This is a genomic window from Promicromonospora umidemergens (assembly GCF_024171995.1).
GTDB lineage: Bacteria > Actinomycetota > Actinomycetes > Actinomycetales > Cellulomonadaceae > Promicromonospora > Promicromonospora umidemergens.
The window spans coordinates 464,716-488,022 of the sequence record NZ_JAMTCT010000001.1; the positions used below are offsets into that span (position 1 = coordinate 464,716).

Annotated in this window: 25 protein-coding genes; 16 read left to right on the forward strand and 9 right to left on the reverse strand. The window is 71.6% G+C overall.

Features of this window, described 5'->3' with window-relative positions:
* The first annotated feature begins 221 nt into the window (after window positions 1-221).
* The 3 genes from APR04_RS02185 (at window position 222) to APR04_RS02195 (ending at window position 1,456) form a co-directional block, all read left to right on the forward strand.
* Complete coding sequence (locus APR04_RS02185) at window positions 222-482, forward strand: hypothetical protein (protein WP_253867505.1); 261 nt, start codon at window positions 222-224, stop codon at window positions 480-482.
* On the forward strand, window positions 479-1,015 hold the full coding sequence (locus tag APR04_RS02190) for an ATP-binding protein (protein ID WP_253867506.1): 537 nt from the start codon (window positions 479-481) through the stop codon (window positions 1,013-1,015). Before APR04_RS02185 ends, APR04_RS02190 begins: the two co-directional genes overlap by 4 nt.
* A gap of 75 nt (window positions 1,016-1,090) precedes the next feature.
* Entirely contained in the window at window positions 1,091-1,456 is a 366-nt protein-coding gene (locus APR04_RS02195) for a squamosa promoter-binding protein 15 (RefSeq protein WP_253867507.1), read from the forward strand.
* A gap of 309 nt (window positions 1,457-1,765) precedes the next feature.
* On the opposite strand, the gene APR04_RS02200 is transcribed toward APR04_RS02195, so the two are convergent.
* Window positions 1,766-2,140 carry a hypothetical protein gene (locus APR04_RS02200; protein ID WP_253867508.1) on the reverse strand — a complete coding sequence of 125 codons (375 nt, stop codon included), beginning with the start codon at window positions 2,138-2,140 and terminating at the stop codon, window positions 1,766-1,768.
* Between the two features lie 276 nt (window positions 2,141-2,416).
* Here APR04_RS02200 and APR04_RS02205 point away from each other — a divergent pair, with 276 nt between their 5' ends.
* The 3 genes from APR04_RS02205 (at window position 2,417) to APR04_RS02215 (ending at window position 5,516) form a co-directional block, all read left to right on the forward strand.
* Window positions 2,417-3,157 carry an alpha/beta fold hydrolase gene (locus APR04_RS02205; protein WP_253868004.1) on the forward strand — a complete coding sequence of 247 codons (741 nt, stop codon included), beginning with the start codon at window positions 2,417-2,419 and terminating at the stop codon, window positions 3,155-3,157.
* The gene (locus APR04_RS30875) at window positions 3,154-4,815 is read left to right on the forward strand and encodes a SpoIIE family protein phosphatase (RefSeq protein WP_253867509.1); all 1,662 of its coding nucleotides are present in this window, start codon (window positions 3,154-3,156) and stop codon (window positions 4,813-4,815) included. The genes APR04_RS02205 and APR04_RS30875 overlap by 4 nt, the downstream gene beginning before the upstream one ends.
* 128 nt (window positions 4,816-4,943) lie before the next feature.
* Window positions 4,944-5,516 carry a pyridoxamine 5'-phosphate oxidase family protein gene (locus APR04_RS02215; protein WP_253867510.1) on the forward strand — a complete coding sequence of 191 codons (573 nt, stop codon included), beginning with the start codon at window positions 4,944-4,946 and terminating at the stop codon, window positions 5,514-5,516.
* Between the two features lie 182 nt (window positions 5,517-5,698).
* On the opposite strand, the gene APR04_RS02220 is transcribed toward APR04_RS02215, so the two are convergent.
* The 4 genes from APR04_RS02220 to APR04_RS02235 all read right to left on the reverse strand — a co-directional run bounded on the left by APR04_RS02220 (window position 5,699) and on the right by APR04_RS02235 (window position 8,126).
* On the reverse strand, window positions 5,699-6,130 hold the full coding sequence (locus APR04_RS02220; RefSeq protein WP_253867511.1) for a roadblock/LC7 domain-containing protein: 432 nt from the start codon (window positions 6,128-6,130) through the stop codon (window positions 5,699-5,701).
* A 38-nt stretch (window positions 6,131-6,168) separates the two neighbouring features.
* Window positions 6,169-6,309 (reverse strand): hypothetical protein, encoded by a 141-nt coding sequence (locus tag APR04_RS02225; RefSeq protein WP_253867512.1) that lies wholly within the window; start codon window positions 6,307-6,309, stop codon window positions 6,169-6,171.
* Between the two features lie 45 nt (window positions 6,310-6,354).
* The gene (locus APR04_RS02230) at window positions 6,355-7,290 is read right to left on the reverse strand and encodes an alpha/beta fold hydrolase (protein ID WP_308292312.1); all 936 of its coding nucleotides are present in this window, start codon (window positions 7,288-7,290) and stop codon (window positions 6,355-6,357) included.
* 65 nt (window positions 7,291-7,355) lie between these two features.
* Entirely contained in the window at window positions 7,356-8,126 is a 771-nt protein-coding gene (locus tag APR04_RS02235; protein WP_253867514.1) for a C40 family peptidase, read from the reverse strand.
* Window positions 8,127-8,267: 141 nt separating this feature from the next.
* On the opposite strand from APR04_RS02235, the gene APR04_RS02240 reads away from it, so the two are divergent.
* Window positions 8,268-8,930, forward strand: coding sequence for a histidine phosphatase family protein (locus tag APR04_RS02240; RefSeq protein ID WP_253867515.1), 663 nt, complete (start codon window positions 8,268-8,270; stop codon window positions 8,928-8,930).
* A 50-nt stretch (window positions 8,931-8,980) separates the two neighbouring features.
* Here APR04_RS02240 and APR04_RS02245 read toward each other — a convergent pair whose 3' ends face one another.
* The gene (locus tag APR04_RS02245; protein WP_253867516.1) at window positions 8,981-11,050 is read right to left on the reverse strand and encodes a HelD family protein; all 2,070 of its coding nucleotides are present in this window, start codon (window positions 11,048-11,050) and stop codon (window positions 8,981-8,983) included.
* A 232-nt stretch (window positions 11,051-11,282) separates the two neighbouring features.
* On the opposite strand from APR04_RS02245, the gene APR04_RS02250 reads away from it, so the two are divergent.
* Both APR04_RS02250 and APR04_RS02255 read left to right on the forward strand, forming a co-directional pair.
* Window positions 11,283-11,639 carry a DUF3467 domain-containing protein gene (locus APR04_RS02250; protein ID WP_253867517.1) on the forward strand — a complete coding sequence of 119 codons (357 nt, stop codon included), beginning with the start codon at window positions 11,283-11,285 and terminating at the stop codon, window positions 11,637-11,639.
* A 267-nt stretch (window positions 11,640-11,906) separates the two neighbouring features.
* Window positions 11,907-12,275, forward strand: coding sequence for an STAS domain-containing protein (locus APR04_RS02255; protein ID WP_253867518.1), 369 nt, complete (start codon window positions 11,907-11,909; stop codon window positions 12,273-12,275).
* Window positions 12,276-12,323: 48 nt separating this feature from the next.
* Here APR04_RS02255 and ppgK read toward each other — a convergent pair whose 3' ends face one another.
* Window positions 12,324-13,070 (reverse strand): polyphosphate--glucose phosphotransferase, encoded by a 747-nt coding sequence (gene ppgK / locus APR04_RS02260; RefSeq protein ID WP_253867519.1) that lies wholly within the window; start codon window positions 13,068-13,070, stop codon window positions 12,324-12,326.
* A gap of 14 nt (window positions 13,071-13,084) precedes the next feature.
* Between ppgK and APR04_RS02265 the strand changes: the two genes are divergently transcribed.
* Window positions 13,085-13,270 (forward strand): SPOR domain-containing protein, encoded by a 186-nt coding sequence (locus APR04_RS02265; protein ID WP_253867520.1) that lies wholly within the window; start codon window positions 13,085-13,087, stop codon window positions 13,268-13,270.
* 9 nt (window positions 13,271-13,279) lie between these two features.
* Here APR04_RS02265 and panB read toward each other — a convergent pair whose 3' ends face one another.
* Complete coding sequence (panB, locus tag APR04_RS02270) at window positions 13,280-14,110, reverse strand: 3-methyl-2-oxobutanoate hydroxymethyltransferase (RefSeq protein WP_253867521.1); 831 nt, start codon at window positions 14,108-14,110, stop codon at window positions 13,280-13,282.
* Window positions 14,111-14,214: 104 nt separating this feature from the next.
* Between panB and glnA the strand changes: the two genes are divergently transcribed.
* Window positions 14,215-15,549: a type I glutamate--ammonia ligase gene (glnA, locus tag APR04_RS02275; protein ID WP_253867522.1), complete on the forward strand. Its 1,335-nt coding sequence runs from the start codon at window positions 14,215-14,217 to the stop codon at window positions 15,547-15,549.
* A gap of 50 nt (window positions 15,550-15,599) precedes the next feature.
* Window positions 15,600-18,929, forward strand: coding sequence for a bifunctional [glutamine synthetase] adenylyltransferase/[glutamine synthetase]-adenylyl-L-tyrosine phosphorylase (locus APR04_RS02280; RefSeq protein ID WP_253867523.1), 3,330 nt, complete (start codon window positions 15,600-15,602; stop codon window positions 18,927-18,929).
* Here the strand turns inward: APR04_RS02280 and APR04_RS02285 are convergent.
* Entirely contained in the window at window positions 18,914-19,531 is a 618-nt protein-coding gene (locus APR04_RS02285; protein ID WP_253867525.1) for a TetR/AcrR family transcriptional regulator, read from the reverse strand. The two genes, APR04_RS02280 and APR04_RS02285, sit on opposite strands and share 16 nt — an antisense overlap.
* Window positions 19,532-19,667: 136 nt before the next feature.
* On the opposite strand from APR04_RS02285, the gene APR04_RS02290 reads away from it, so the two are divergent.
* The 4 genes from APR04_RS02290 to APR04_RS02305 all read left to right on the forward strand — a co-directional run bounded on the left by APR04_RS02290 (window position 19,668) and on the right by APR04_RS02305 (window position 23,303).
* Window positions 19,668-20,627: an alpha/beta hydrolase family protein gene (locus tag APR04_RS02290; protein ID WP_253867528.1), complete on the forward strand. Its 960-nt coding sequence runs from the start codon at window positions 19,668-19,670 to the stop codon at window positions 20,625-20,627.
* A gap of 82 nt (window positions 20,628-20,709) precedes the next feature.
* Complete coding sequence (locus APR04_RS02295; RefSeq protein WP_253867530.1) at window positions 20,710-21,363, forward strand: protein kinase domain-containing protein; 654 nt, start codon at window positions 20,710-20,712, stop codon at window positions 21,361-21,363.
* Entirely contained in the window at window positions 21,360-22,646 is a 1,287-nt protein-coding gene (locus APR04_RS02300; protein WP_253867532.1) for a hypothetical protein, read from the forward strand. The genes APR04_RS02295 and APR04_RS02300 overlap by 4 nt, the downstream gene beginning before the upstream one ends.
* A 108-nt stretch (window positions 22,647-22,754) precedes the next feature.
* On the forward strand, window positions 22,755-23,303 hold the full coding sequence (locus APR04_RS02305) for a hypothetical protein (RefSeq protein WP_253867534.1): 549 nt from the start codon (window positions 22,755-22,757) through the stop codon (window positions 23,301-23,303).
* The last annotated feature ends 4 nt before the right edge of the window (window positions 23,304-23,307 follow it).

Below are 23,307 nucleotides of genomic sequence, written 5' to 3' on the forward strand. Positions count from 1 at the left end.
GGCCGGGAGCGTTGGAATCCCGATGCTCCCGGCCGCTGCCCCTCCAGCCATACCGTGCCAGATGTCCGGACTGCGATCCACGAACCACCGGCGCATAGTGCAGTGCGGCTTCAGCGCCACTGCTCGCAGGCTCGACGGGTCGAAGCCCGCGACGATACCTGGTTCCTCGATCGCGGTGAATTGGCTGGCGAGGAACCCCAGCGCAGAGGCAAGATCTGCGAGTGGCTGACCTGCTGTGGGACGGGGTCAAAGAGTTCTTCGACCCCGATCTGATGGGTGCGTTGCCGGACTTGCTCGTACCCGGGGCGTCGGTCGAGGACTGGTTCTGCGCGTTCCTCTCCGCGATCGGACGGCAGGTGGCGAAACCAGTGCTGATGAGCTCCGAAGGCGGCGACGGGCACCATCCCCTACTCGGGTTCGACGTCGAGAGCGATCGGGTAGTGCTGTTGGCGGAGCCGTTCGAGAACACGGTCAGGACATGATCGACAAGATTCAGCGCCGCGCGGGTTCGCGGCTGGTCATAATCAGCGGCCCGATCGCGTCCGGGAAGAGCACACTGGCCGTCGAGCTGGTTCGGCTGTTACGGCTGGAGGGCTTCTCGGTGGCGCTCACCGACGTCGACACCGTTGCGGAGATGGCGCTGCCGACACTTCCAGACTGGGATTGGGCTCATGGGATCCATGCAGAGCTGATCGGCGCCTGGCTGACGACCGACATCGACATCGTGGTCGACGAAGGCACTTCCAACCCGACCGAAGTGCAACAGGTCCTTGACCAGGTGCCTGCGGGCACCGATGTTCTCCACGTCGTGCTGACGGCGGACTTCGACGCCTCTCTCGCCCGGGCGAGAGCAGATTCCGGACGCGGAGTGAGCAAGGATCCGAGATTCCTCCGTGCTGAGCACGAGACTTACGCGCATCATCTGTCGCACCTGCCGAGCGGCCTGCGCCTGCACGTCGAGGGTCAGGAGCCCGCGGGGTTGGCACGCCAGGTGTTCAACAGCCTTCTGCCATGAGGACACGTCGCACGCGGCGGGAGGGCGTGAGGCGACGCATTTATACCCGGAAGATCGTGGTGCCGCGCTGTCGACATGGACGACACCGAGAACGCGAACGCGCTGAGCGAGTGGCTACGGACAGAAGCCCCCCGCCGGTCGAGTCCTGAGCGTCGCGGAGTGGGCTACCTGAGGTTGCTCACGAGCGCGGAGGACAGCCAATGGGGCGGGTGGAAGGCGCCCGAGTGCGAGGTGTGGGCGGGTGTGCTGAACCATGCTGACCTCGATGCTGTCCGGCAGCGCTTCTTCGAGATGCCGTGGCGCGAGCCGAACGCGGTGCAACTGTTCGTGATGGACCAGGAAGAGGGCTTCTTCCGGCTGTGGATGATCCGCGGCGCCGAGCTTCGGCAGTTCGCGCCCCTCGTACCGAGCGAGGACGACGAGGTCTTCTATCGGGAGTGAAGAGCCAAGCACAAGGCCGTTCACACTCGGACGGCGGCGAGCCTGCACGCGGTCTGATTGGAGGGCAGCTCGGTACACATCGGTACACATGACCGCCGTCTGAGCCCATCAAGGTTCGAGCAGGCGTTCTCGGCGGACGCCGGAGCGACCTGGGAGACGAACTGGATCGCAGAATCCGAAGCTGAAGGGAAGGCTGCCGGCCGCGGCGCTGTCGGGCTCTGCTGAGGTGGATCAGATTCCGATCGCGTCGGTCAGGGCGGGTCGGGACTCCTGGAGCCCCCCGACGGGCTCCGGGCAACAGCGACCGACTCAGCCCCGCACGCCGCCCCACGTGACGAACTGGCCGGCAAGCACGGAGAGGATCAGCAGGCCGCCGAGCCCCCATACGGCAACCATGGCCCGATGCCGGCCCTGCGTCAGCAAGAGGAACGTCACTGCGCTGTAGGCCAGCGAGACGACGACCGCGGAGATGAACGCCGGTGTGAAGCGGGCGTGCGGCGCGCAGCCGGGCGGCGCCGGGTACACCAGCGCACACACCGTCCCGTGGCCGGGCGGATTGGCGAGGGTCCAGATGTTCACGAGGGTCCAGGCGGCGATCACCGCGGCGGCGACGAGCGCGAGCGCGTGCCCGACGGCGTAGAGCGTCGCTCGGGTCTCTTGGTCGTCCGCGTCAGCCTCTCCCACGATCCGAGAGCCTATAGACCGCCGCCTCGAAAGCCGAGCAAAGAGGCAGCCGAGCGTGGAACAGGCGGAGCAGCAGGCGAGGCTCATGGGCGAGGCGGGGCCTTTCCACGGCGTCCACAAATGGTTCGCTCTCGAGTGATGAACACCTCGCAACAGCGCGGTGGTATCGAAGTGCCGTCGACAGGCCGGGCCGCCGATGCTGCTTAAACTGCTGCCGTGTCTGCCGCCACTCGCCACAATGTCCAGGTCGCCGGCGCCCCGGTGGGCGCCCCGGCCATGGTCTTCGCCCACGGCTTCGGCTGCGACCAGTCCATGTGGCGGCTGGTGGCCCCGGCTTTCGAGGACGACTTCCGCGTGGTCCTGCTCGACCACGTCGGCGCCGGCGGGTCTGATCTCGCGGCGTACGACCCCGACCGGCACGCGTCTCTCGAGGGCTACGCGGACGACGTCGTCGAGCTCCTGGAGGAGCTCGCGCTCGGCCCGGTCGTGTTCGTGGGCCACTCGGTGAGCGCGACCATCGCGCTGCTCGCCGCCGCGCGGCGGCCCGAGCTCTTCGACCGCCTCGTGCTGGTCGGCCCCAGCCCGCGCTACGTCGACGACGTCGGCTACCGCGGGGGGTTCTCGGCCCAGGAGATCGAGGAGCTGCTGGAGACCATGGACGCCAACTACCTCGGCTGGTCCGCGTTCATCGCGCCGGTGATCATGGGCAGCTCGGACCGACCCGAGCTCGGTGAGGAGCTGACCAACTCCTTCTGCCGCACGGACCCGGCCATCGCCAAGCGCTTCGCGCGCACGACCTTCCTCTCCGACAACCGGGCCGACCTGGCCGCCGTCCGTACGCCGAGCCTTGTGGTCCAGTGCCGAGAGGACGTCATCGCTCCGGTCGAGGTGGGCGAGTACGTGCACGACCAGCTCGCCGACAGCAAGTTCGTTCTCATCGACGCCGTCGGCCACTGCCCGAACCTCAGCGCTCCCGAGGAGCTGATCACCGCGATGCGCGAGTATCTCTCTCCGTGACGCCTCCAGGGCGTGCCCGCTCGTGGGACTCGGCCCCCGTAGCCCTGCTCCGTCTGGACGGCGCGGGCGCGATCCTCGATGCCAACGACACGTTCCGTAGCTGGTTCGACGACGCCGGCGCGCGGGACCTGCGGGGCACCCGGCTGAGCGCGTTGCTGTCCGTGGGCGGCCGGATCTACTGGGAGACGCACCTCGCCCCGCTGCTGCGCATGCAGGGCCGGGTCGAGGAGATCGCGGTCGAGCTGCGCGCCGGCGGCACCCGCCGTCCGGTCCTGCTCTCCGCGGAGCTGCACGGCGACGGGGACGACGACGACATCGTCATCAACGTGGCCCTGTTCGACGCTCGCGAGCGGTCACGGTTCGAGCGTGAGCTGATGGCGGCCCACGCGGAAGCGGAGCGGTCCGCGGCGAGCGTCCGCACGCTCCTCGTCACGACCACAGCCCTCGCCCGGGCGGCGGGCGTCGAGGGCGTCTGCGAGGCGCTCGTGCACGCGGCGGTCGGCGAGTTCCGCGCCGAGTCAGCGTCGGTCTGGCTCGTCGATGGTTCGGGAACGCTCACCCTGCGCGCGCGGCTGGGTGACGACGCGTCGGTCGAGAAGCCGTCCGCGGCGCTCCTGGAGGCGACGAGAGACGCTGCGAGCATCACCGATGGCTCCGGGGAGTCCGCCGCCGCAGCGGCCGAGGTCGTGATCGCGCCCGACGGTCAGGTCGTGGTCCCGCTGCACGGCGCCGACACGTTCCACGGCATCCTGGTCCTCGCCCCGCGGGCGCACGCTGGAGACGACGCGCTGGACCGCGGGGCGCTGGCCGCCACCGGACAGCAGGGCGGCGTCGCGCTCGACCGTGCGGTGCTGCACGAGCAGAGCGTTTCGGTGGCGTACGAGCTGCAGCGCGCGATGCTCACCGAACATCTGCCTCAGCCCGAGCGCGCCCGCCTCAGTACCGACTACCGGCCCGCGGAACGCTCGCTCGAGGTCGGTGGCGACTGGTACGACGCCTTCTGGGTGGACGACGTGACCCTCGCGCTGGCCGTGGGTGACGTCGTCGGGCACGGGCTGGATTCCGCGACCGCGATGGGACAGCTGCGGACGGTCGTGCGTAGCTGTGCCGAGAGCGGTGTCGGCCCCGTCGAGGTGCTCGCCCGCGTGGACCGCTTCGTCCAGCGGCGCGGGGTCGGCTTCGGGTCCACGCTCGTCTATGCCGAGCTCGACGTGACTACGGGGCGGCTCGTCTTCGCGTGCGCTGGGCACCCTCCACCCCTCGTGACCCGGCCCGACGGCGACGCCGAGTTCCTGTGGCAGGGGCGCCGGCGGCCCTTGGGCGTAATCACCGCGACCGATGCCCCGGTGCTGCCGCCCGCGGCAGTGATGGCGGACCGGTCGGGTCGGCACTCCACGCACCTCTCAGGGCCGGAGGCCGGGCCGGGGGTCCTCGAGCTCCGCCGCGGTGACGTGCTGTGGCTCTACACCGACGGGATGGTCGAGCGGCGTGACCGCAGCCTGCCCACGGGCCTGGAGGCGTTCGCCAGGGCAGCCGCCGGGTCTCCGGGCGCAGCGGTCGCCTCCGAGCTCGTCCCGTCGCTGCTCGGCGGCGAGCTCAACGAGTACGACGACGCGTGCGTGCTCCGGCTCGAGTGGGATGCCCTCGACACCTCCTGAACGCAGAGCCCGCCGGCGCGTACGGTCGGGCACTGTTCGCCCTCATCGAGCTCAGCCGATGGCCTGTAGCGCGTCCGGGTGCTGGTCAGGGGCGCGGCAGGCGACGAAGCTCGTGGCAGCGTGCGAGCATGAAACTGTACGAGCGGATCGACGGTCGGCTGCGAGAGTTCGTCGAGCGGCAGCATGTGTTCTTCGTGGCGACGGCGCCGCTCACCCCGGACGGGCACGTCAACGTCTCGCCGCGCGGAGTTCCCGGCACCTTCGCCGTGCTCGACGACCACACGTTCGCGTGGCTCGACGGCACCGGCAGCGGGAGCGAGACGGTGGCGCACCTCCGCGAGAACGGCCGGATCACCGTGATGTTCTGCGCGTTCGACGGCGCGCCGAACATCGTCCGGCTCCACGGCACCGGCCGCGTCGTGACCCGGTACGACGACGAGTACTCCGCACTCGCGAGCCGCTTCACCGACCTACCGGGTGCCCGCGCGGTCATCGTGGTCGACGTCGACCGCGTCTCGGACAGCTGCGGCTGGGGCGTGCCCCTCATGGCGTACGGGGGCGAGCGGGATCTGATCGGGCCGTACTTCGAGCGGAAGGGCGAGGCGGGACAGCAGGAGTTCCGGCGGCGCAAGAACTGGACGAGCATCGACGGTCTGCCGGCCTACGACGTCGACCCGCTGGACGACGTCGACCCGCGCTGAGGCCGCCGCCGGTACCCGACGCTCGCCGTCGCCGGGCCCGTGTCGGGCCCGCGTCGGGCGGGGCACGATCAGCCGAGGCAGCGTCGGATGCGGTCCGCGACGCCTACGCCGTGTTCGTCGCGGACCACACCATCGTGCTTCCTCTCCTGCGTCCGAGCCGTGCTGTCGGCGAGACGCAGGTCCTAGCGCTGCCGATCGACGGGGAGGCTGCCACGCATCTCCGAGATCAGCTGCGGGGTGAGCGTGCCCTCGGTGCGGGACACCAGGAGAGCCATCTCGTACCCGACGAGGCCGATGTCGCACGTAGCCTCGGCGACAACGCCGAGCACGGACCCGTTCGAGACGCTCATCAGGAACAGGAACCCCTTGTCCATCTCGATGATCGTCTGGCGGACGTTGCCGCCGTTGAGCTGTCGAGAGGCTCCACGCGTGAGGCTCGACATGCCTGAGACGATCGCCGCGAGCTGGTCGCCGCTGGTGCGGTCGAGCTGGTCGGACATCGCCATGAGCAGGCCGTCTGCTGAAACGACGAGCGTGTGCCGGCTGCCTGGGACGGTGCGCACGAAGTTGTCGAGCAGCCACCCGAAATTCGTTGCTTCGGTACTGAGGGTCACTCTTCTGCTCCTCTGGTGCCTGCTTCCCGCGGACGGGCTCAGTCAGGCAACCGGTAGAACTTGCGGATCTGGGCGTAGAGCATGCATGCGGGAACGACGCGGCGCAGCATGCTGGTGCGTCCGGTCAACAGGTCGGCGGGGTACCGCAGCTTCGGTTTGGGATCCGTCGCTGCGGCCACGATAGCCCTCGCAACGGTCGTAAGAAACGATGCAGTCTCGCACGTTCATCTCAAACCCGGCACTGGCCTCCTCTGGCTCGGAGAGGGACGGAAGTGACCGATCAGGGCTTGTGCGAGGTCAGCCGGGTTTTCCTCCGCGACGTGGTGGCCGGAGTCGATGCCGAATCCGTCCAGCTCGTCCGCCCATCCGCGCCAGATGTCCAGCGGGTTGCCGTACAGCTCTTCGATGTCGTCCTGGAGCGACCACAGGACGCGAAGCGGTGCGGTGACGCGCCGGTGCGCCGTACGGTCCGCCTCCTCGTGCTCGCGGTCAACGGAGAGGCCGGCGCGATAGTCCTCCAGCATCGCCCGCACCACCTCCGGCTGCGCGACGGCGTCCATGAGCTCGGCGTGATTGTCGGCCCCCATGGTGGCTGCGTCTGCCTTCCGTCCGTACCACGAGGCGGGGTCGGCATTGATCACCCGCTCCGGGATCTCCGGCTGGGCGAAGAAGAACCAGTGCCACCATCGTGTGGCGAAGTCCGCGCCCGCGCGGCGGAGGTGCTCGCTGACGGGGAGGCAGTCGATCAGGACCAGCCTCTCGACCGCCGTCGGGTGGTCGAGAGCCAGCCGGAGCGCCACCAGGCTTCCGCGGTCATGGCCCGCCGAGCAGAAACGCTCGTGGCCAAGACTCCTCATGACCGCGACCATGTCTTGGGCGACAGCTCGTTTCGAGTGAGCGGAATGGTCGGGGCTGGGCTCGGGACCCCGTGACCGGCCGTAGCCACGAAGGTCGGGACACACCACGGTGAACCCTGCGGCGACGAGACGCGGGGCCACGCGGTGCCAGGTCGCCGAGGTTCGCGGATGACCGTGGAGGAGCAGCACGGGCGTGCCTGATCCGGCGTGCCGGACGAAGATCGACGCATCGTCGCTGTCGATCCACTCGGTCGTGAAGCCTTCGAACACACCCCGATTATGCCTGGCATCCATGTCCGGCATCCATCGCCGGCATCGTCGGGACGGACGCCGGCGTCAGGACCCGCCGCCCCGCACCGGCGGTGGTCTCAGCCGACGCGGATGAACGTCGGGCTGGACTGCCAGATGCTGGTGTACCGCACGCTCTTGCCGGGAACCGGGGCCTCGATCTGCATACCGTCGCCGGCGTAGATCGCGATGTGTCCAGGGGTCCAGATCATGTCGCCCGGCTGTGCCTCGGCCCAGGACACGGGGGTCCCGGCATATCGCTGCGCGGACGACGTACGCGGCAGGTCGATGCCGACCTGGGCGTAGACGTACGACGTGAAGCCGGAGCAGTCGAACCCGGACGGGGTCGTCCCGCCCCACACGTACGGGACGCCGAGGTACCGCATCGCGATGGACACCACCGCCGAACCTCGTTGCTCGAGTGCCTCGGCCTCGGCCTCTGCGGCACGCTCCTCCTGGAACTCCTCGTTCTCGGCGGCCGAGATCACAGAGACTGCCGACTTCTCGACCTTCAGCTCCGCGCTGGGATTGACGGCGACGACGTTCGTAGCGGCCATGCTCTGACGGGCCTGGGCGGTCAGGGCGTTGAGATCGGCCGTGTTGAGCGTGCCCTGGACGGCCTTGCCTGCCAGCGCCGTGCTGACCTCCGTGGCGGGTGCCGCCTGAGCGGGCGGGGCGATCAGCGAGAGCAGGACGCCGCCGCCTGCCGCGGCGATGACGGCACCACGACCGGTGATCGTGCCGGCCTGCGCGGAGGGCGTCCGGGTGACAAGGGTGCGCACCGGGCCGCGTGCTGCCCGGTGACGACCACGCAGGGACTGGGACGTGGCCGGGCTGGACTGGTGATCCATGAACGCAGGGACCTTTCTGATCGAAAACGGCATATCAGACTCACGGCGAGCCCAAGGGTAACGGAACGGCCACGGCGGCCGAAACCCCCTGTCCGGGGCGGTGTGCGAGACGACGTCGACCGGTCGGAGAGAATGCTCCCCATGAGACTTCTGCTCCTGCGCCACGGACAGACACCCGCGAACGTGGAAGGCCTGCTCGACACGGCACACCCCGGTCCTGGGCTGACCACGCTCGGTGATCGTCAGGCCGCCGCGGTCCCCGAAGCGCTCCGGGACCGCCAGGTGGACGCCATAGCCGTCTCCCCGCTGGTGCGGACGGCGCGCACGGCCGCGCCTCTCGCCCGAGCGCGGGGCATCGAACCGCTGATGGTCGACGGTCTGCAGGAGGTGGAGGCGGGGGAGCTCGAGATGGCCGGCGACCATGAGTCGCACCTGCGCTACCTCGGCACCGTCTTCGCCTGGGCGCGCGGCGAGGTCGGCAGGGTCATGCCCGGAGGGCCGGACGGCCGCGCTTTTCTCGGCCGGTACGACGGCGCCGTCGCGGCGATCGCCGCGCGCGGCTGGGACAGCGTCGTCGTGGTCTCCCACGGCGCCGCCATCCGTGCCTGGGTGTCGGCGCGCGTGGCGGGCGTGGACGTCGATCACGTCGAGCGGACCGCGCTGGCCAACACCGGTCTGGTGGAGATCGACGGCGACCCCGTCGGCGGCTGGCGGCTCGTGGCGTGGTCCGCCGGACCGGTCGGTGGGCTCGAGCTGGACGCACCGGCTGCCGACGACCCGACCGGGGAACCGGTCGAGGACTGAGCCTCGCCGGAGCGGCACGCCCTCCGTCGGTGGCCGCGCGATCCGGGTCCTCAGGCGGAGGCGGCCGGCCCCAGCTCCGGCGGCAGGTCGTCCTCGTGCCGGACGACGAGGGACGTCACCGCGCGGGTCAGGCAGACGTAGAGGCGGCGCAGGCCGGTGGCGTGGCTGGGCTCTGCTGCCACGATCCCCGCGGGGTCGTGCAGCACGACGTGGTCGAACTCGAGGCCCTTCGCCAGCGAGGCAGGCACCAGGTCCAGGTGTGCGTCGAACTCGGAGGCGTCGTCCGGGTCGCTGTCCGGGCCGGGGCGCTCGTCGTCCTGCTCGCCGACCACCGCGAAGGTGAGGTCTGCGGCGGCGAGCGCACCGCGGACGTGCGGCACGGCGGCGTCGGGCACGATCAGGCCGACGGAACCCTCGAGGCCGGCCACGCCCACGAGCACGTCGCCGAGCGGCGCGGTGGTGATCGTGAGGCGGCCGCGAGCGCGCCGGACCGCGGTCGGCGGCTCCAGGCCGGGTGCGATGCTGGGGAGGAGGCGGGCGGCGAGCTCGATGACGTCGGCGGGCACCCGGAACCCCGCGGTGAGCTGCTCCACGTGCCCGTCGGGCTTGGCCAGGTGGCCGAGGACGTCCGACCAGTCGCTCGACGCCCAGGGCGTGGTGGCCTGCGCGAGGTCGCCGAGGACGGTGAGCGAGCCCGTCGCGGCGCGGCGCCCGAGGGCACGCAGCATCATCGCGGACAGGTCCTGCGCCTCGTCGACGACGATGTGCGCCAGCGACTCCGTCCGGTCCAGCAGGTCGGCCAGCTCGTCGAGCAGCACGACGTCCGCCGTCGTCCACCGCGCGGAGCCGGCGGTGCGGGGCGGGTGGTCCCAGGCGAGGAGGCGCTGTTCGGCCTCGGACAGGATTCCCTCGGCGCACCCGGCGAGGAGCTCCGGGTCGGTGAGGAGCCGGAGAAGGAGCTTGCGTGGGTCGACCACCGGCCATACCGCGGCCGCGTAGTCCCGGACGGGCTTGGTCCGGGCCAGTACGTCCCACGCCCGGTCGTCGAGCGCGTCGCCGGTCTCCTCGATCTGGACGAGCACCCGGTGCGCGAGCGCGTGCCGCAGCTGGGCCCCGCCGAGGGCGTAGCGCACGTCCCGTGACCTGATCTGCTCGATCGCCTCGCGCGCCTCGTACGCGGGGACCCGCCAGCGGAAGGAGCCGCGCGGCAGGACCAGCGTGTCCTGCGGGGTGGCGATGTGCGACCAGACGGCGCGCCGCAGCACGGCCGCCATCCGTGCGTCGCCCTTGAGGGTCGCGACGTCGGCGGGCTCGGTGCCGCGCACCGGGGCGTGGCTGCTGACCAGCTCCTCGATGGTCGCCTGCGTGGCCTGGATCTCGCCGAGGGCGGGCAGCACGTCACGGATGTACCGCAGGAAGCTCTTGTTCGGTCCGACGACGAGCACGCCGCGGCGCGTGAGCTGCTCGCGGTGCGCGTACAAGAGGTAGGCCGCGCGGTGCAGCCCGACCGCCGTCTTGCCCGTGCCGGGCGCACCCTGCACCACCAGGGTGCGTTCGAGCGGCATGCGGACGATCACGTCCTGCTCCGGCTGGATCGTCGCGACGATGTCGCGCATCGGCCCGGTGCGCGGGCGCTCGATCTCGGACTCGAGGATCTCCGAGTGCGCGGCGGCGTCCGCTCCGTCGGTGGTCAGGTCCGCGCCGGTCAGGGGCTCGTCCTCGAACCCGGTCAGGTGGCCGCGGGCGAAGCCGTAGCGACGCCGGGCCGTGATCCCCATCGGCTCTTTCGGCGTGGCCCGGTAGAACGGGGTGCTCACCGGTGCGCGCCAGTCCACGACCATCGGCTCGCCGTCCGGGTCCGAGACGTGGCGTCGCCCGATGTGAAAGGTCTCGGCGCTCTCCTCGACGTCGATCCGGCCGAAGAAGAGCGGGATCTCGGGGTCGTCGGTCAGCTGTTCCATCCGCCGCGCGAGCGCGGCCTCCAGGACGTCCGCGCTGACCGGGTCGCCGGCGTAGCGGCCGTCGAGCGCCGCCACCCGGTCCCGCATCCGGCCGAGCTGGTACCGGGCCTCGGCGAGGAACTCCCGCTCGTGGGTGAGCTCGGGCACGTCGGCAGGCATGGGGGACCCTCCAGGAGTCTGCGGAGATGAGGAGTCTGCGGGGACGAGCTCGTCCGGGACGCTCGTCGGAACGGACGCGCGAGTCTAGTGCTGGGCAGGCGTGCGAGGCGGCACTTTTTCGGTGGCGGGCGGGCTGCTCGGGTACATATGTCCCCGGAGTCCGTTTCCGCTGTCGCACCAACCTGCCCCACGGTACGGTCGGGGAACCGCCCGGCCAATCGAGGAGCCCCTAGTGTCGTCCGACGAGCTGCCCCAGGAGTTCCAGATCGACGTACCCGACGAGATGGAGACGGGCGTACCGGCCGACTTCGCCTCCGTATGGCACACGCCGACGTCGTTCATCCTCGACTTCATCGCCGTGAAGCAGCCGCCGAGCCCGGTCTCCGACCCGGAGTCGGGAGAGGTTACGTCGATAACGGTTCCGGGCCGTGTGGTGTCCCGGGTGCGCATTCCTCCCCAGCAGGTGTTCGAGCTTGCGAAGGCCCTCACTATGCAGCTCGACGCATGGGAGAAGGAAAGCGCACCGACCGTACGCAATCCGGGGGTCGCAGAGGGCCCCGATGGCCCGAATCGATCGTCCGAGAATTGAATCTCGTGAATCTTTTTCTTGAACGATTGTCCAAGTCGGACGCCTTTTGTCCGGTCTGACCGGGAGCAATGGTCCAGTTTGACCAGGGAAACTACGGCTTATACCAGTCCTGAGGGTGAAATGTAAGACTCAGAGGCTGTTCCACTTGCGATCTTCACGGATGTAGGCTTCCTGTGATCGCGACGAAGGCGTTGCAATCTCCCAGAGTTGCCCGGGGGGCGGGCGACCCGTTCCGGCGGCCATGTCGGGGAGTAATGAACAGGGGCGATGCAAGTGAGCACCACCGAATTCGACAGCAGGGGGCGCACGGGCGGGATCATGTTCGAAGAACAGTCCCGGACGAGTGTCGTGAGCATGTGGGGAGAGATCGACGTCTCCCTGCGCGGTGAGTCGAGTGCTGCGATAGCCAACGCCCTGGAGAGGGCCAAGGCCGTCGTGATCGACACCTCGAGGGTGACGTTCATGGACTCGACCGGCGTTGCTTTCCTCATGCAGATGTACACCTACGGGACGCAGGACGGGCTGACCGTCAGCCTTCCGGAACCGCCGCCGGTGGTCCGGAGCGTCATCGAGATGCTCGGGGTCGACGCTCTCTTCACCCAGCAGGCGCGACCCGCCGTCGCGCGGGAGGCCTGACCCGGTCCCGTCGGGACCGCACCCGGCCCGAGGACCGGGTGCGGCTGGTCAGCGACCTGCGGCCAGGGCCGCGGCGCCGACGATGCCTGCTGCGTTGCGCAGCTGGGCGGGAATGATCGGCGCGCGCAGGTGCAGGTGCGGCAGGTACTTCTCGTGGTGCTTGCTCACACCACCACCCACGACGATGAGGTCGGGGGACAGCAGGTCCTCGACCACGCCGAAGTAGCGCTGCAGACGCTCGGCCCACTCGTCCCAGGACAGGTCCTCCCGCTCGCGCGCGGAGTCGGCGGCCCGGGACTCGGCGTCGTACCCGTCGATCTCGAGGTGCCCCAGCTCCGTGTTCGGCACCAGTACCCCGTCGACCACCAGCGCCGAGCCGATCCCCGTGCCCAGGGTCGCGACCAGCACCACGCCGGCGGTGTCGCGGGCGGCTCCGTAGCGCACCTCGCCCACACCCGCGGCGTCGGCGTCGTTCACCGCGACGACATGGCGGCCGCTCGTGCGCTGCACGAGCGCCGGCAGGTCCACGCCGGTCCAGGACTGGTCGAGGTTGGCCATCGAGCGAACCACGCCGCGGTGCATCGGTGCGGGGAAGGCGACGCCGATGGGCACGTCGTCGGGCAGGTCGTAGCTGTTGACGAGCGCCGTGAGCACGTCGGCCACGGCCTGCGGGGTGGACGGGACGGGGGTCGGGATGCGGGTCCGCTTCTCCGCGTACCCGCCCACCGTGAGGTCGACGGGCGCACCCTTGATCCCCGAACCTCCGATGTCGATGCCAAATGCCAGGTCACTCATGCCAGGATCGTCTCATGGGCACCGAAGAGCAGTACTGGTACAACACCGAGACGGGTGAGGTCGAGGTGGGGCGCCGCTCCTCCTGGACGCACCTCATGGGTCCGTACGGCACGCGCGCCGAGGCGCAGCAGGCCCTCGAGAGCGCGAGCTCGCGCAACGAGTCGTGGGACCAGGACGACGAGGAGTGGCGCAGCAAGTAGGTGGGCGGGCTACTTGTCGAACGAGTGCTCCTCGTCCGGGAACGACGAGTCCTTGACCTCGGCGACGTAGTCCTGCGCGGCCTGCTGCAGCGCCGCGCCGAGCTCGGCGTAGCGCCGGGCGAAGCGCGGCGACCAGGCGGTCATGCCCGCCATGTCCGTCCACACCAGGACCTGGCCGTCGCAGTGCGGTCCGGCGCCGATGCCGATGGTCGGGATCCGCGCGGCCTCGGTGATCCGCGCGGCGACGTCGACGGGCACCATCTCCAGGACGACCGCTACGGCGCCGGCGTCCTCGACCGCCCGGGCGTCGGCGGCCAGGCCCTCCACCGCGGCGTCGCCGCGGCCCTGGACGCGCGGTCCGCCCAGCAGGTTCTCCGACTGGGGCGTGTACCCGAGGTGCGCGACGACGGGGATGCCGGCGTCCGTCAGCGCACGGATCTGCGGTGCGGAGCGGACGCCGCCCTCGAGCTTGACGGCGTCGGCGCCCGTCTCCTTGAAGATCCGCACCGCCGTCTCCAGTGCCTGCTGCGGCCCTGCCTCGTAGGAGCCGAACGGCAGGTCGATGACCACGAAGGCGCGCTTCGTCGCCCTCGCGACGGCACGGGCGGCGGGGATCATGTCGTCGACGGTCACGGGGATCGTGGTCGCGTGGCCGTGCATGACGTTCCCGATCGAGTCGCCGACGAGCAGGACGTCCATGCCTGCCGCGTCGAAGATCGCGGCCGTCACGGCGTCGTACGCGGTGAGCATCGCGAGCTTCTCACCGCGGGCCTTGGCCTCCGCCAGGTGATGCACGCGGACCCTCTTGGGCCCCTGAACGGGGGACGTGTGGGCGGACATGGTTCTCCTGTGGTTCGGGCGGCCTCGGTGCCGCTGGAAAGCCTACGACCGGTCCGCCACACCCGGTACACGCGCCTGTAACAGGTTTAGTGCAAGATGGCCCCATGGACAGGCAGCAGGAGTTCGTGCTCCGCACGGTCGAGGAGCGCGACATCCGCTTCATCCGGCTCTGGTTCACCGACGTGCTCGGCGTGCTCAAGTCGGTAGCCGTGGCACCCGCCGAGCTCGAGTCGGCGTTCAGCGAGGGCATCGGCTTCGACGGCAGCGCCATCGAGGGCCTCACCCGGGTCTTCGAGGCGGACATGGTCGCCAAGCCGGACCCGACCACCTTCCAGGTGCTGCCCTGGCGCGGCGAGCGCCACGGTACGGGCCGCATGTTCTGCGACATCCTGACGCCGGACGGGGAGCCGTCGCTCGCCGACTCGCGCAACGTGCTCAAGCGCACCCTCGCCAAGGCGAGCGACCGCGGGTTCACCTTCTACACGCACCCCGAGGTCGAGTTCTACCTCTTCAACCAGCTGACGAAGACCGACTCGAAGCTCGAGCCGGTCGACCAGGGCGGGTACTTCGACCACCTGGCGCGGGGGTCGACGCACGACTTCCGCCGCGCCGCGATCACGATGCTCGAGTCCATGGGCATCTCGGTCGAGTTCTCCCACCACGAGGCCGGTCCTGGGCAGAACGAGATCGACTTGCGGTACGCCGACGCGCTGACCACCGCGGACAACCTCATGACGTTCCGCACGGTCGTCAAGGAGGTGGCGCTGGAGCAGGGCGTGTTCGCGTCCTTCATGCCCAAGCCCCTCGCCGACCAGCCCGGGTCCGGCATGCACACCCACGTCTCCCTGTTCGAGGACGACCGCAACGCGTTCCACGAGCCGGGTGCCCAGTTCGAGCTGTCCAAGACGGCACGGCAGTTCATCGCGGGCCTCATGATGCACGCCGGCGAGATCACGGCGGTCACCAACCAGTACGTCAACAGCTACAAGCGGCTCTGGGGCGGGCAGGAGGCCCCGAGCTACGTGAGCTGGGGCCACAACAACCGGTCCGCGCTCGTCCGGGTGCCGATGTACAAGCCGGGCAAGGGCAACTCGGCGCGCATCGAGTACCGCGCGCTGGACTCGGCGGCGAACCCCTATCTCGCGTTCGCCGTGCTCCTGGCCGCCGGCCTCAAGGGCATCGAGGAGGGCTACGACCTCCTGGACCACACCGAGGACGACGTCTGGGAGCTCACCGCCGCCGAGCGGCGGGCCCTTGGCATCGCGCCCCTGCCGCGCGACCTCGACGAGGCCATCCAGCTCATGGAGCGGTCCGAGCTCGTGGCCGAGACCCTCGGCGAGCACGTCTTCGACTACTTCCTGCGCAACAAGCGCGAGGAGTGGGAGGCGTACAGCGCGCAGGTGACGCCGTTCGAGATCAAGCGGTTCCTGCAGCTCTGATTCCCGCTGCAGGGGTGCTGCACCTCCGGCCCGCGTCGTAGGGTCAGGGGGTGCAGAGCCGCCGACCCGAGACCCTGACGACCCACCTGATCCGGGCCGGTTTCGCCGACCTCACCCGGTCGGCCACGCTGTGGCGCGACCCGGACCTGACGACGGTCCTGGATGCCAGGCCGAACGGCGCAAGAGAAGCGGACCGCGCGTCCGGACCGCACCGCGGCACGGTCGCCCTCGACCCCGCCGACGCAGCGCTGCTGCGGTCGCTCACCGCGGTCGCCGATCCCGACCTCGCGCTGCTGCAGCTCGTCCGGCTCGCGGCGGCCGCCCCGGACCGGCTGCGCCCGGTCCTCGCCGTCACGGAGGGCGAGCCCGTCGAGCCCCGCGGCGACGACGACCCGCCCCGCCCGTCCGCGCGCGACCGGCTGCTGCGCGTGCTGGGCTCGTCCTCCGCGCTCGGCGACGAGCTGGTTCGCCATCCCGCGCTGCTCGACCTGATCTGTGACCGCACCCCCGGTACCGGCGTGCCCGCCGAGGCGGTCCGCGCCGAGCTGCTGCGGGCCGTCGACGCGGACCCGGAGGCCGACGAGCCGGTCGCGGGTACCCAGGTGCCGGCCGGCCGGGCGGGGGCGACCGAGAGCGATCCGCCGTCGTACACCGACCGGCTGCGCCGCGCGTACCGGGCGCGGCTGCTGCGGATCGCCGCCACCGACGTGACCGCACCCGACCCGACGGCGGTGCTGCCCGCGGTGGCCGCAGCGCTCGCGGACCTGGCGGCCGCCGCGCTGGAGGGCGCGCTGGCCGTCGCCCGTGCCGACGAGGACGACCACGCCGTCGGCGTGCGCCTGGCCGTCGTGGGCATGGGCAAGACCGGTGGGCAGGAGCTGAACTACATCTCGGACGTCGACGTGATCTACGTCGCCGAGCCCGGCCGGCTGTCCGACGGCGCACCGGCGTGCGACGAGGACCACGCCCTGCGGGTCGCGACGCGGCTCGCGGGACGACTCGCGCAGGTGTGCTCCGGCCCGTCGGCGGAGCCGGCGCTGTGGCAGGTCGACGCGTCGCTGCGGCCGGAGGGCAAGCAGGGGCCGCTCGTGCGGACGCTGGCCAGCCACCTCGCGTACTACGAGCGGTGGGCGGTGACGTGGGAGTTCCAGGCGCTGCTCAAGGCGCGCCCCGTCGCGGGCGACCTGGCGCTGGGGGAGGAGTACGGGGCCGCCGTCGGGCCGCTGGTGTGGCAGGCCGTCGAGCGGCCCAACTTCGTCGAGGACGCCCGCGCGATGCGCAAGCGCGTCGAGGACAACGTGCCGGTGGCCGAGGCCGACCGGCAGGTCAAGCTCGGCAAGGGCGGCCTGCGCGACGTCGAGTTCACCGTGCAGCTGCTGCAGCTCGTGCACGGGCGCGCGGACGAGGACATCCGCTCGCGGACCACGCTGGACGCGCTGGCGGCTCTGTCGCGCGGGGGCTACGTCGGACGCGAGCACGCCCGCAGGATGGGGGAGTGCTACCGGTTCCTGCGCGCGCTGGAGCACCGGATCCAGCTCTTCCGGCTGCGTCGTACCCACCTCATGCCGACCGCAGAGGCCGAGCTGCGGCGCATCGCGCGCGGGCTGGGCCGTGGTGGAGCGGACGACCTCGTCAAGACCTGGCGGTCGGTGCGCCGCGAGGTGCGCGACCTGCACGAGGCCGTCTACTACCGACCGCTCCTGCCTGCGACGGCCCTGCTCTCGACCGGCGAGGCGTCGCTCGCGCCGCGGGCCGCGATGGCCCGGTTCGCCGCGATCGGCTACCGCGACCCGGCCGGCGCCATGCGCCACGTCCAGGCCCTGACCGACGGCGTCTCACGGCGCGCGGCGATCCAGCGGCAGCTGCTACCGGTGCTGCTGGGCTGGTTCGCCGAGGGCGCCGACCCGGACGAGGGGCTGCTCGCGTTCCGGAAGCTGTCCGACACGCTGGGTTCCACGCACTGGTACCTGCGGCTGCTGCGCGACTCCGCCGAGGCGGCGTCGCGGCTGGCCCAGGTGCTCTCCTCGTCGCGGTACCTCGCGGACGCCATCGGGCGGTCCCCGGAGTCGGTGCGCTGGCTCGCGGAGTCCGACTCGCTCGCGCCGCGGGGGGTACGGCGGCTGGCGGCGGAGGCCGACGCCCTGCTCGGCCGGGCGCAGGAGGTGGACAGCGCCACCATCGCGCTGCGTGCGCTGCGCCGGCGTGAGCTGGCTCGTACCGGCGTCGCCGAGGTGCTGGGCGCCCTGGGCCCTGTCTCCGCCGCGAAGGCCATCTCGGACGCCGCCGACGTCGTCCTGGCCGGCGGGCTGCGCATCGCGGAGTACGAGGCCCGCGCCGAGCGGCGGGTCGCCCGCGGGGACGAGCCCGCGCGGCTGCTGATCGTGGCGATGGGCCGCCTCGGCGGTCACGAGGTGGGGTACGGCTCTGACGCCGACGTCATGTTCGTGTACGAGGCGGTGGGCGGCGCGGTGGACAAGGAGGCAAACGACTATGCCCTGAGCGTGGCGAAGGGCCTGCGGCGCATCCTCTCCGCCGTCGGGCCCGAGCCCGGCCTGCCGGTGGACGCCGATCTGCGGCCCGAGGGCCGCACCGGGCCGTTGGTACGGTCCTTCGAGTCCTACGTGAAGTACTACAGCCGCTGGTCCTCGCCCTGGGAGGCGCAGGCGCTCCTGCGGGCGCGTGCCCTCTCCGGCACGCTGAGCGTGGTCGCGGCGGGGGGCCCGGAGGAGGGCGCGGTGGCGGCCTCGCTGTCGGACGGCGGTGCGGCTGGTGCTGCGGCCGGCGGCGTACCCGACCTGAACCGCGAGCTCGACCTGGGTCCTGGTGCCGAGGGCGGTGCGTCCCTTGGCGCACGGTTCACGGCGCTCATCGACCCCCTGCGTTACCCGGAGGGCGGGCCGGACGCGGCGGTCCTGCGCGAGGTGCGGCGCATCAAGGCCCGCGTGGAGTCGGAGCGGCTGCCGCGCGGCGCCGACCCGGCGCGCCACCTGAAGCTCGGCCGCGGCGGGGTGTCCGACGTCGAGTGGACCGTCCAGCTCCTGCAGCTGCAGCACGCGTTCGAGGTACCGGGTCTGCGGACCACCGGCACCGTCGCCGCCTTGAAGGCGGCACGGGAGGCGGGCCTCCTGTCCGACGACGACGCCGAGGTGCTGCTGGAGGCGTGGCGGCTCGCGTCGCGGCTGCGCTCGGCGATCGTGCTGTGGTCGGGCCGGACCAGCGGTCAGGGCGTGGACATGCTGCCGCACGACAGCCACGCGCTGACCGGTATCGCGCGCCTCCTCGGCGACGTCGGCACGGGGCCGGAGCTCGAGGAGCTGTACCTGCGCCTCGCCCGGCGGGCCCGCACCGTGATGGAGCGGGTGTTCTACGGCGCGGAGTGAGCGAGGCCGGCAGGCCGGCGCAGGCCGGCGACGAGCAGGTCGACCAGGCGTCCGGCGTCGTAGTCCGGGTCCTTGTCGGCACCGATGCAGAGGTTCCCGATGCCGTGCAGCAGGTTGAGGGCGCTGAGGTCGGCCTCGATCTCCCCGGCCTCCACCGCGGCGTCGAGCAGCTCGGCGCAGACGGGTAGCAGCCGGTCGAGGAAGTAGCCGTGCAGGTCGGCGAAGCCGGCGTCGTCGTACCGCATCGCGCCGGCGAGCCCGTGCTTGGTCACCAGGAAGTCGACGAAGAGCTGGACCCACCGGCGAAGCGCGGCGTGCGGCGAGGAGGCGGACGCCAGCAGGGCCGGACCCGCCTCGGCGCAGGCCTCGACCTGATGCCGGTAGACGGCGATCACCAGGTCGGCCCGCTTCGGGAAGTGGCGGTAGATGGTGCCCATCCCCACGCCGGCCTCGGCTGCGATGTCGCGCACGGGGGCCTGGACACCCGAGCGGACGAAGACGGCGGCGGCGGCGTCGAGCAGCGCCTGCTCGTTGCGCCGGGCGTCGGCGCGCTTGCGTGGAGCTGCCCGCTGACCGGCGTCGTCCTGGTTCTTGTCCTCCACCACGATCCTTCCCGCTGGGTGCCGTTGACAACCGGAACACCGCTCCGTATGTTGAGCGGAGCAAGGTTCCGTTTACCCATTCTGTCATGACGGGCCGCCCGCTGCGACGGGTGGTCCGGCTGGAAGGAAGCATTCCATGAGCGAATCAGCTACGACGACCGTCACGCGGCCCGCCGCCCCCGTCGCCATCCAGGTCGGGTCCGTGCGGCCGGTGGTGCTGGCGGCCCCGGACCGCGGCGACGACCTGCGGGTACGGGTCTCCGCGCCGACCGCAGGCAACGAGCTGCCGGTCATCGTCTTCTCGCACGGCTTCGGGGCGTCGATGGACGGCTACGCGCCGCTGGCCGACTACTGGGCCGCGCAGGGTTTCGTCGTCGTCCAGCCGACGCACCTGGACTCGCGGACGCTGAACCTCTCGCCGGAGGACCCCCGGTACCCGGCGATCTGGCGCAGCCGCGTCGATGACCTGCAGCGCGTCCTCGACCAGCTCGACCTCGTCCAAGCCGCCGTACCCGGCCTGGCCGGACGCCTCGACCGGGACCGGATCGCCGTGGCCGGGCACTCCTGGGGCGGCCAGACGGCGAGCATGCTGCTCGGCGCGCGGGTGCTCGACGCCGACGGCCAGGCGGGCGAGGACCTGACCGACCCGCGGATCAAGGCAGGCGTCCTGCTCGCCACGCCGGGTACTGGCGGGGACGAGCTCACGCCGTTCGCGGCCGAGAACTTCTCGTTCATGAGCCCGGGCTTCGCCGCCATGGCCACGCCTGCCCTCGTGGTCGCAGGGGACGAGGACCGGTCGATGCTGTCGACGCGGGGTCCGGACTGGTTCACCGACCCCTACGCGCTGAGCCCGGGCAGCAAGAGCCTCCTCACCCTGTTCGGGGCGGAGCACTCGCTCGGCGGGATCACCGGGTACGGCGTCACGGAGACGACCGACGAGAGCCCTGAGCGGGTCGCGCTGGTCCAGCGCCTCTCGACGGCGTACCTGCGCAGCGCCCTGTACCCGGACGACACGAGCTGGTCCGAGGCGAGCGCCGCGCTGGCGGGAGTGCCCGACGGGGTGGGCCGCGTCGAGTCGAAGCACCCGATCGGCTGATCTGCCGCGGTGGGCCGGGAGGGGTCCCGCACCGCGCGTGCCAGCCTTCCGTCGACACAGTCGCGGAAGGGAGGACCAATCAGTGCGCTTGCTCACCGAGGGCCGCCGGATCGGCGACACGTACGAGGTCGAGCGCTACCTCGGCCAGGGTGCCTGCTCCGAGGTGTACCGGGTGCGGCACCAGTTCCTGGGCCGCCAGGCTATGAAGGTCCTGAAACGCGTCGGCACGCTGGCGCAGACGCGACGGATGCTCGGTGAGGCGGTGCTGCTCTCGAAGATCGGCCACCCGAACATCCTCGTCGGGTTCGACCAGGGCAGGCTCCGGGTGCGGGTCGGGGACTTCGGGCTGGCCCGGCGTGCCGATGCGGAGACGGGCCTGACCAGCTCGGAGGGCACCCTCGCGTTCATGGCGCCGGAGGCTCTGCGGTACGGCCAGGGTGCCTCCCCGGCCGGCGACGTGTACGCCGTAGGGACGGTCGCGTACCTCCTGCTGACGGACCTGCTGCCGTACGAGGACGTGCCGCTCACGGTGTTCGGCGCCCAGCACCGGCAGCCGCCGATCTCACCGCGGGACCTCAACCGGGACGTCGGCCACGAGCTGGCGCGGGTGGTCCTGCGTGCCCTCGCGCCGGACCTGCCGAGCCGGCCCGCCGACGCGGCCGAGCTGGGCCGGGAGCTGGCCCCCTGGCGGGTCGGTGGCCGGGCCGGCACAGCACCGGGAGGAGGCGGCCGATGAGCAGCACTGCCGACGTCGCCCGGGACCTCGACCGGGTGCTTCGCCCCCTCGACGGGCACGGCCTCTACCGGAACAACGCGTTCCGGGTCACGGGGCTGCCCACCGCGGTCTCGCCCCGCCAGGTGCGCAGGCACCGGGAGGAGAGCCAGAACCCGTACTACGTGACACCGGTGCCCGACGCCGACGTGCCGCTGCCGCCCTCGGACGACGCGGACGCGCTGCGTACCGCGTTCGAGGTGCTCCGCGATCCGCTGGCCCGGCTCGTGCACGAGCTGTTCTGGCTCCGGCCGGGCCAGGCGAGCTGGCCCGAGCACGCGGTCTTCGCGCACTGCAGGGCGCTGGAGGCGACGGCCCTTGACGGCAAGGTGGCCGACGCGGGCACCTGGGACGACTGGAGGTCGGGCCTGCGTCTCCTTGCGCAGGCGTTCACCGCGGAGGAGACCTGGGAGTGGGTACGCCGCCGCGCGGCCGAGATCGACGACCCGCGCCTGTCCGTGGCCGTGCTCCGGGCCCTGCGTGAGCGGTTGCCCGAGCATGTCATCGGGGTGTCCGTCGGGCTGGCGGTGCGGGCCGCCGGTGCCACCACAGGGGCGCAGGCGGACCCGCACCTGGAGGCGCTCCGCCGGGCCGGGTTCGATCCGAGGGTCGTGCGTGAGGTCACCCGTGCGGCCGTCGAACCCTCCGCCGGCCGAGTCAGGGCAGCGTGCGAGACGGCGCGGAGCGCGGACCCCGCCGTCGGGCTCTCGACGGCCCGGGACCTGCTCGACGGCACGGCGGCGGCGCTGAGGACCATCACGACGGTGCTCGGAGCCGACGACGACCTCACCGCTGCCTGCCAGGACGAGGTGGCGCACGTCGTCAACAACCGTGTGGTCGGGTACGTCAACGAGCACTTGGACGGCGCGTCGGGCGCACCGCCGACGGCGCCGGCCCTCGCCCTGCTCCGCAGGGCTCGCACGCTCGCGTCGGCCCGGTCGGTGACGGAGCTCGTGGACAAGAACGTCGCCGACCTCGAGGAGCTGGCTGCGCTCGTCGGTCGTGGCGCGCTTCGGCCCCCGCCCGCGCGGCGCGGGGCGGCGGGCGCCGTGCCCGGTCGGCCGGCGACTGTCTCCCAGGGCGGCGAGGTCGGCTGCCTGGCCTTTCTCGTCGCGTTCCTGATCGGCGGCGCGGTGTCGTGGTGGCTCCTCGGCCTGACCGGTGCCCCGTTGGTCTTCCTCATCGTGGGGGCCGTCTTCGGCGGGCTCATGGCCGCAGGCCTCCTGGTGAGCATCGTCGAGGCCTGACGTGGCCACCGGGAGGTGGCTCGGGACACAGCGTGGCTGCCGCGCCATCCCTGGACTGCGCAGGGCTGCACGTACCGGAGCACGAACGAACCCGAGAGGAGTGGATGGGTGAACGCCCCACCACGGCGCCGGGAGGGCGCCTCGAGCCTGTTGGCCTGGACCCGGCAGCGCCGGTTCCCGGCAGAGTTCCGGATCCTGCCGCCCGCCGTCGGGCCGGACACGGTGGCAGGCCCGGCGCACGCGGCGACGCTGCCGGTCGCCGCGCCCGGCCCGACGGCGCCTGCGCCACCGGCGCCCCTGGTGCCGGACGACCTGCCCGACGACGTGATGGCGGGTCTCGTGACCGAGATCTGGCGGGCCCGCAACCGGGTGGACGGCCCGGGAGCCGAGGAGGACCCACCACGTGCCGTGCGGTGGGTGAACCGCCACCTCGGGGCCGCCGCGGACCGTCTCGCCGATGCCGGGATCGAGGTGGAGGGGCACGACGGTCTGCGGTTCGACGTGGGCATGGACCTGCACGTGCTGGCCTACCAGGACGACCCGGACGTCGTCGAGGAGACCGTGGTCGAGACCATCCGGCCGTCGGTGCGCCGTGCGGGGCGGGTCATCCAGATGGGCGAAGTGATCGTGGCGGTACCGGAGACGAAGGAGACATGACGAC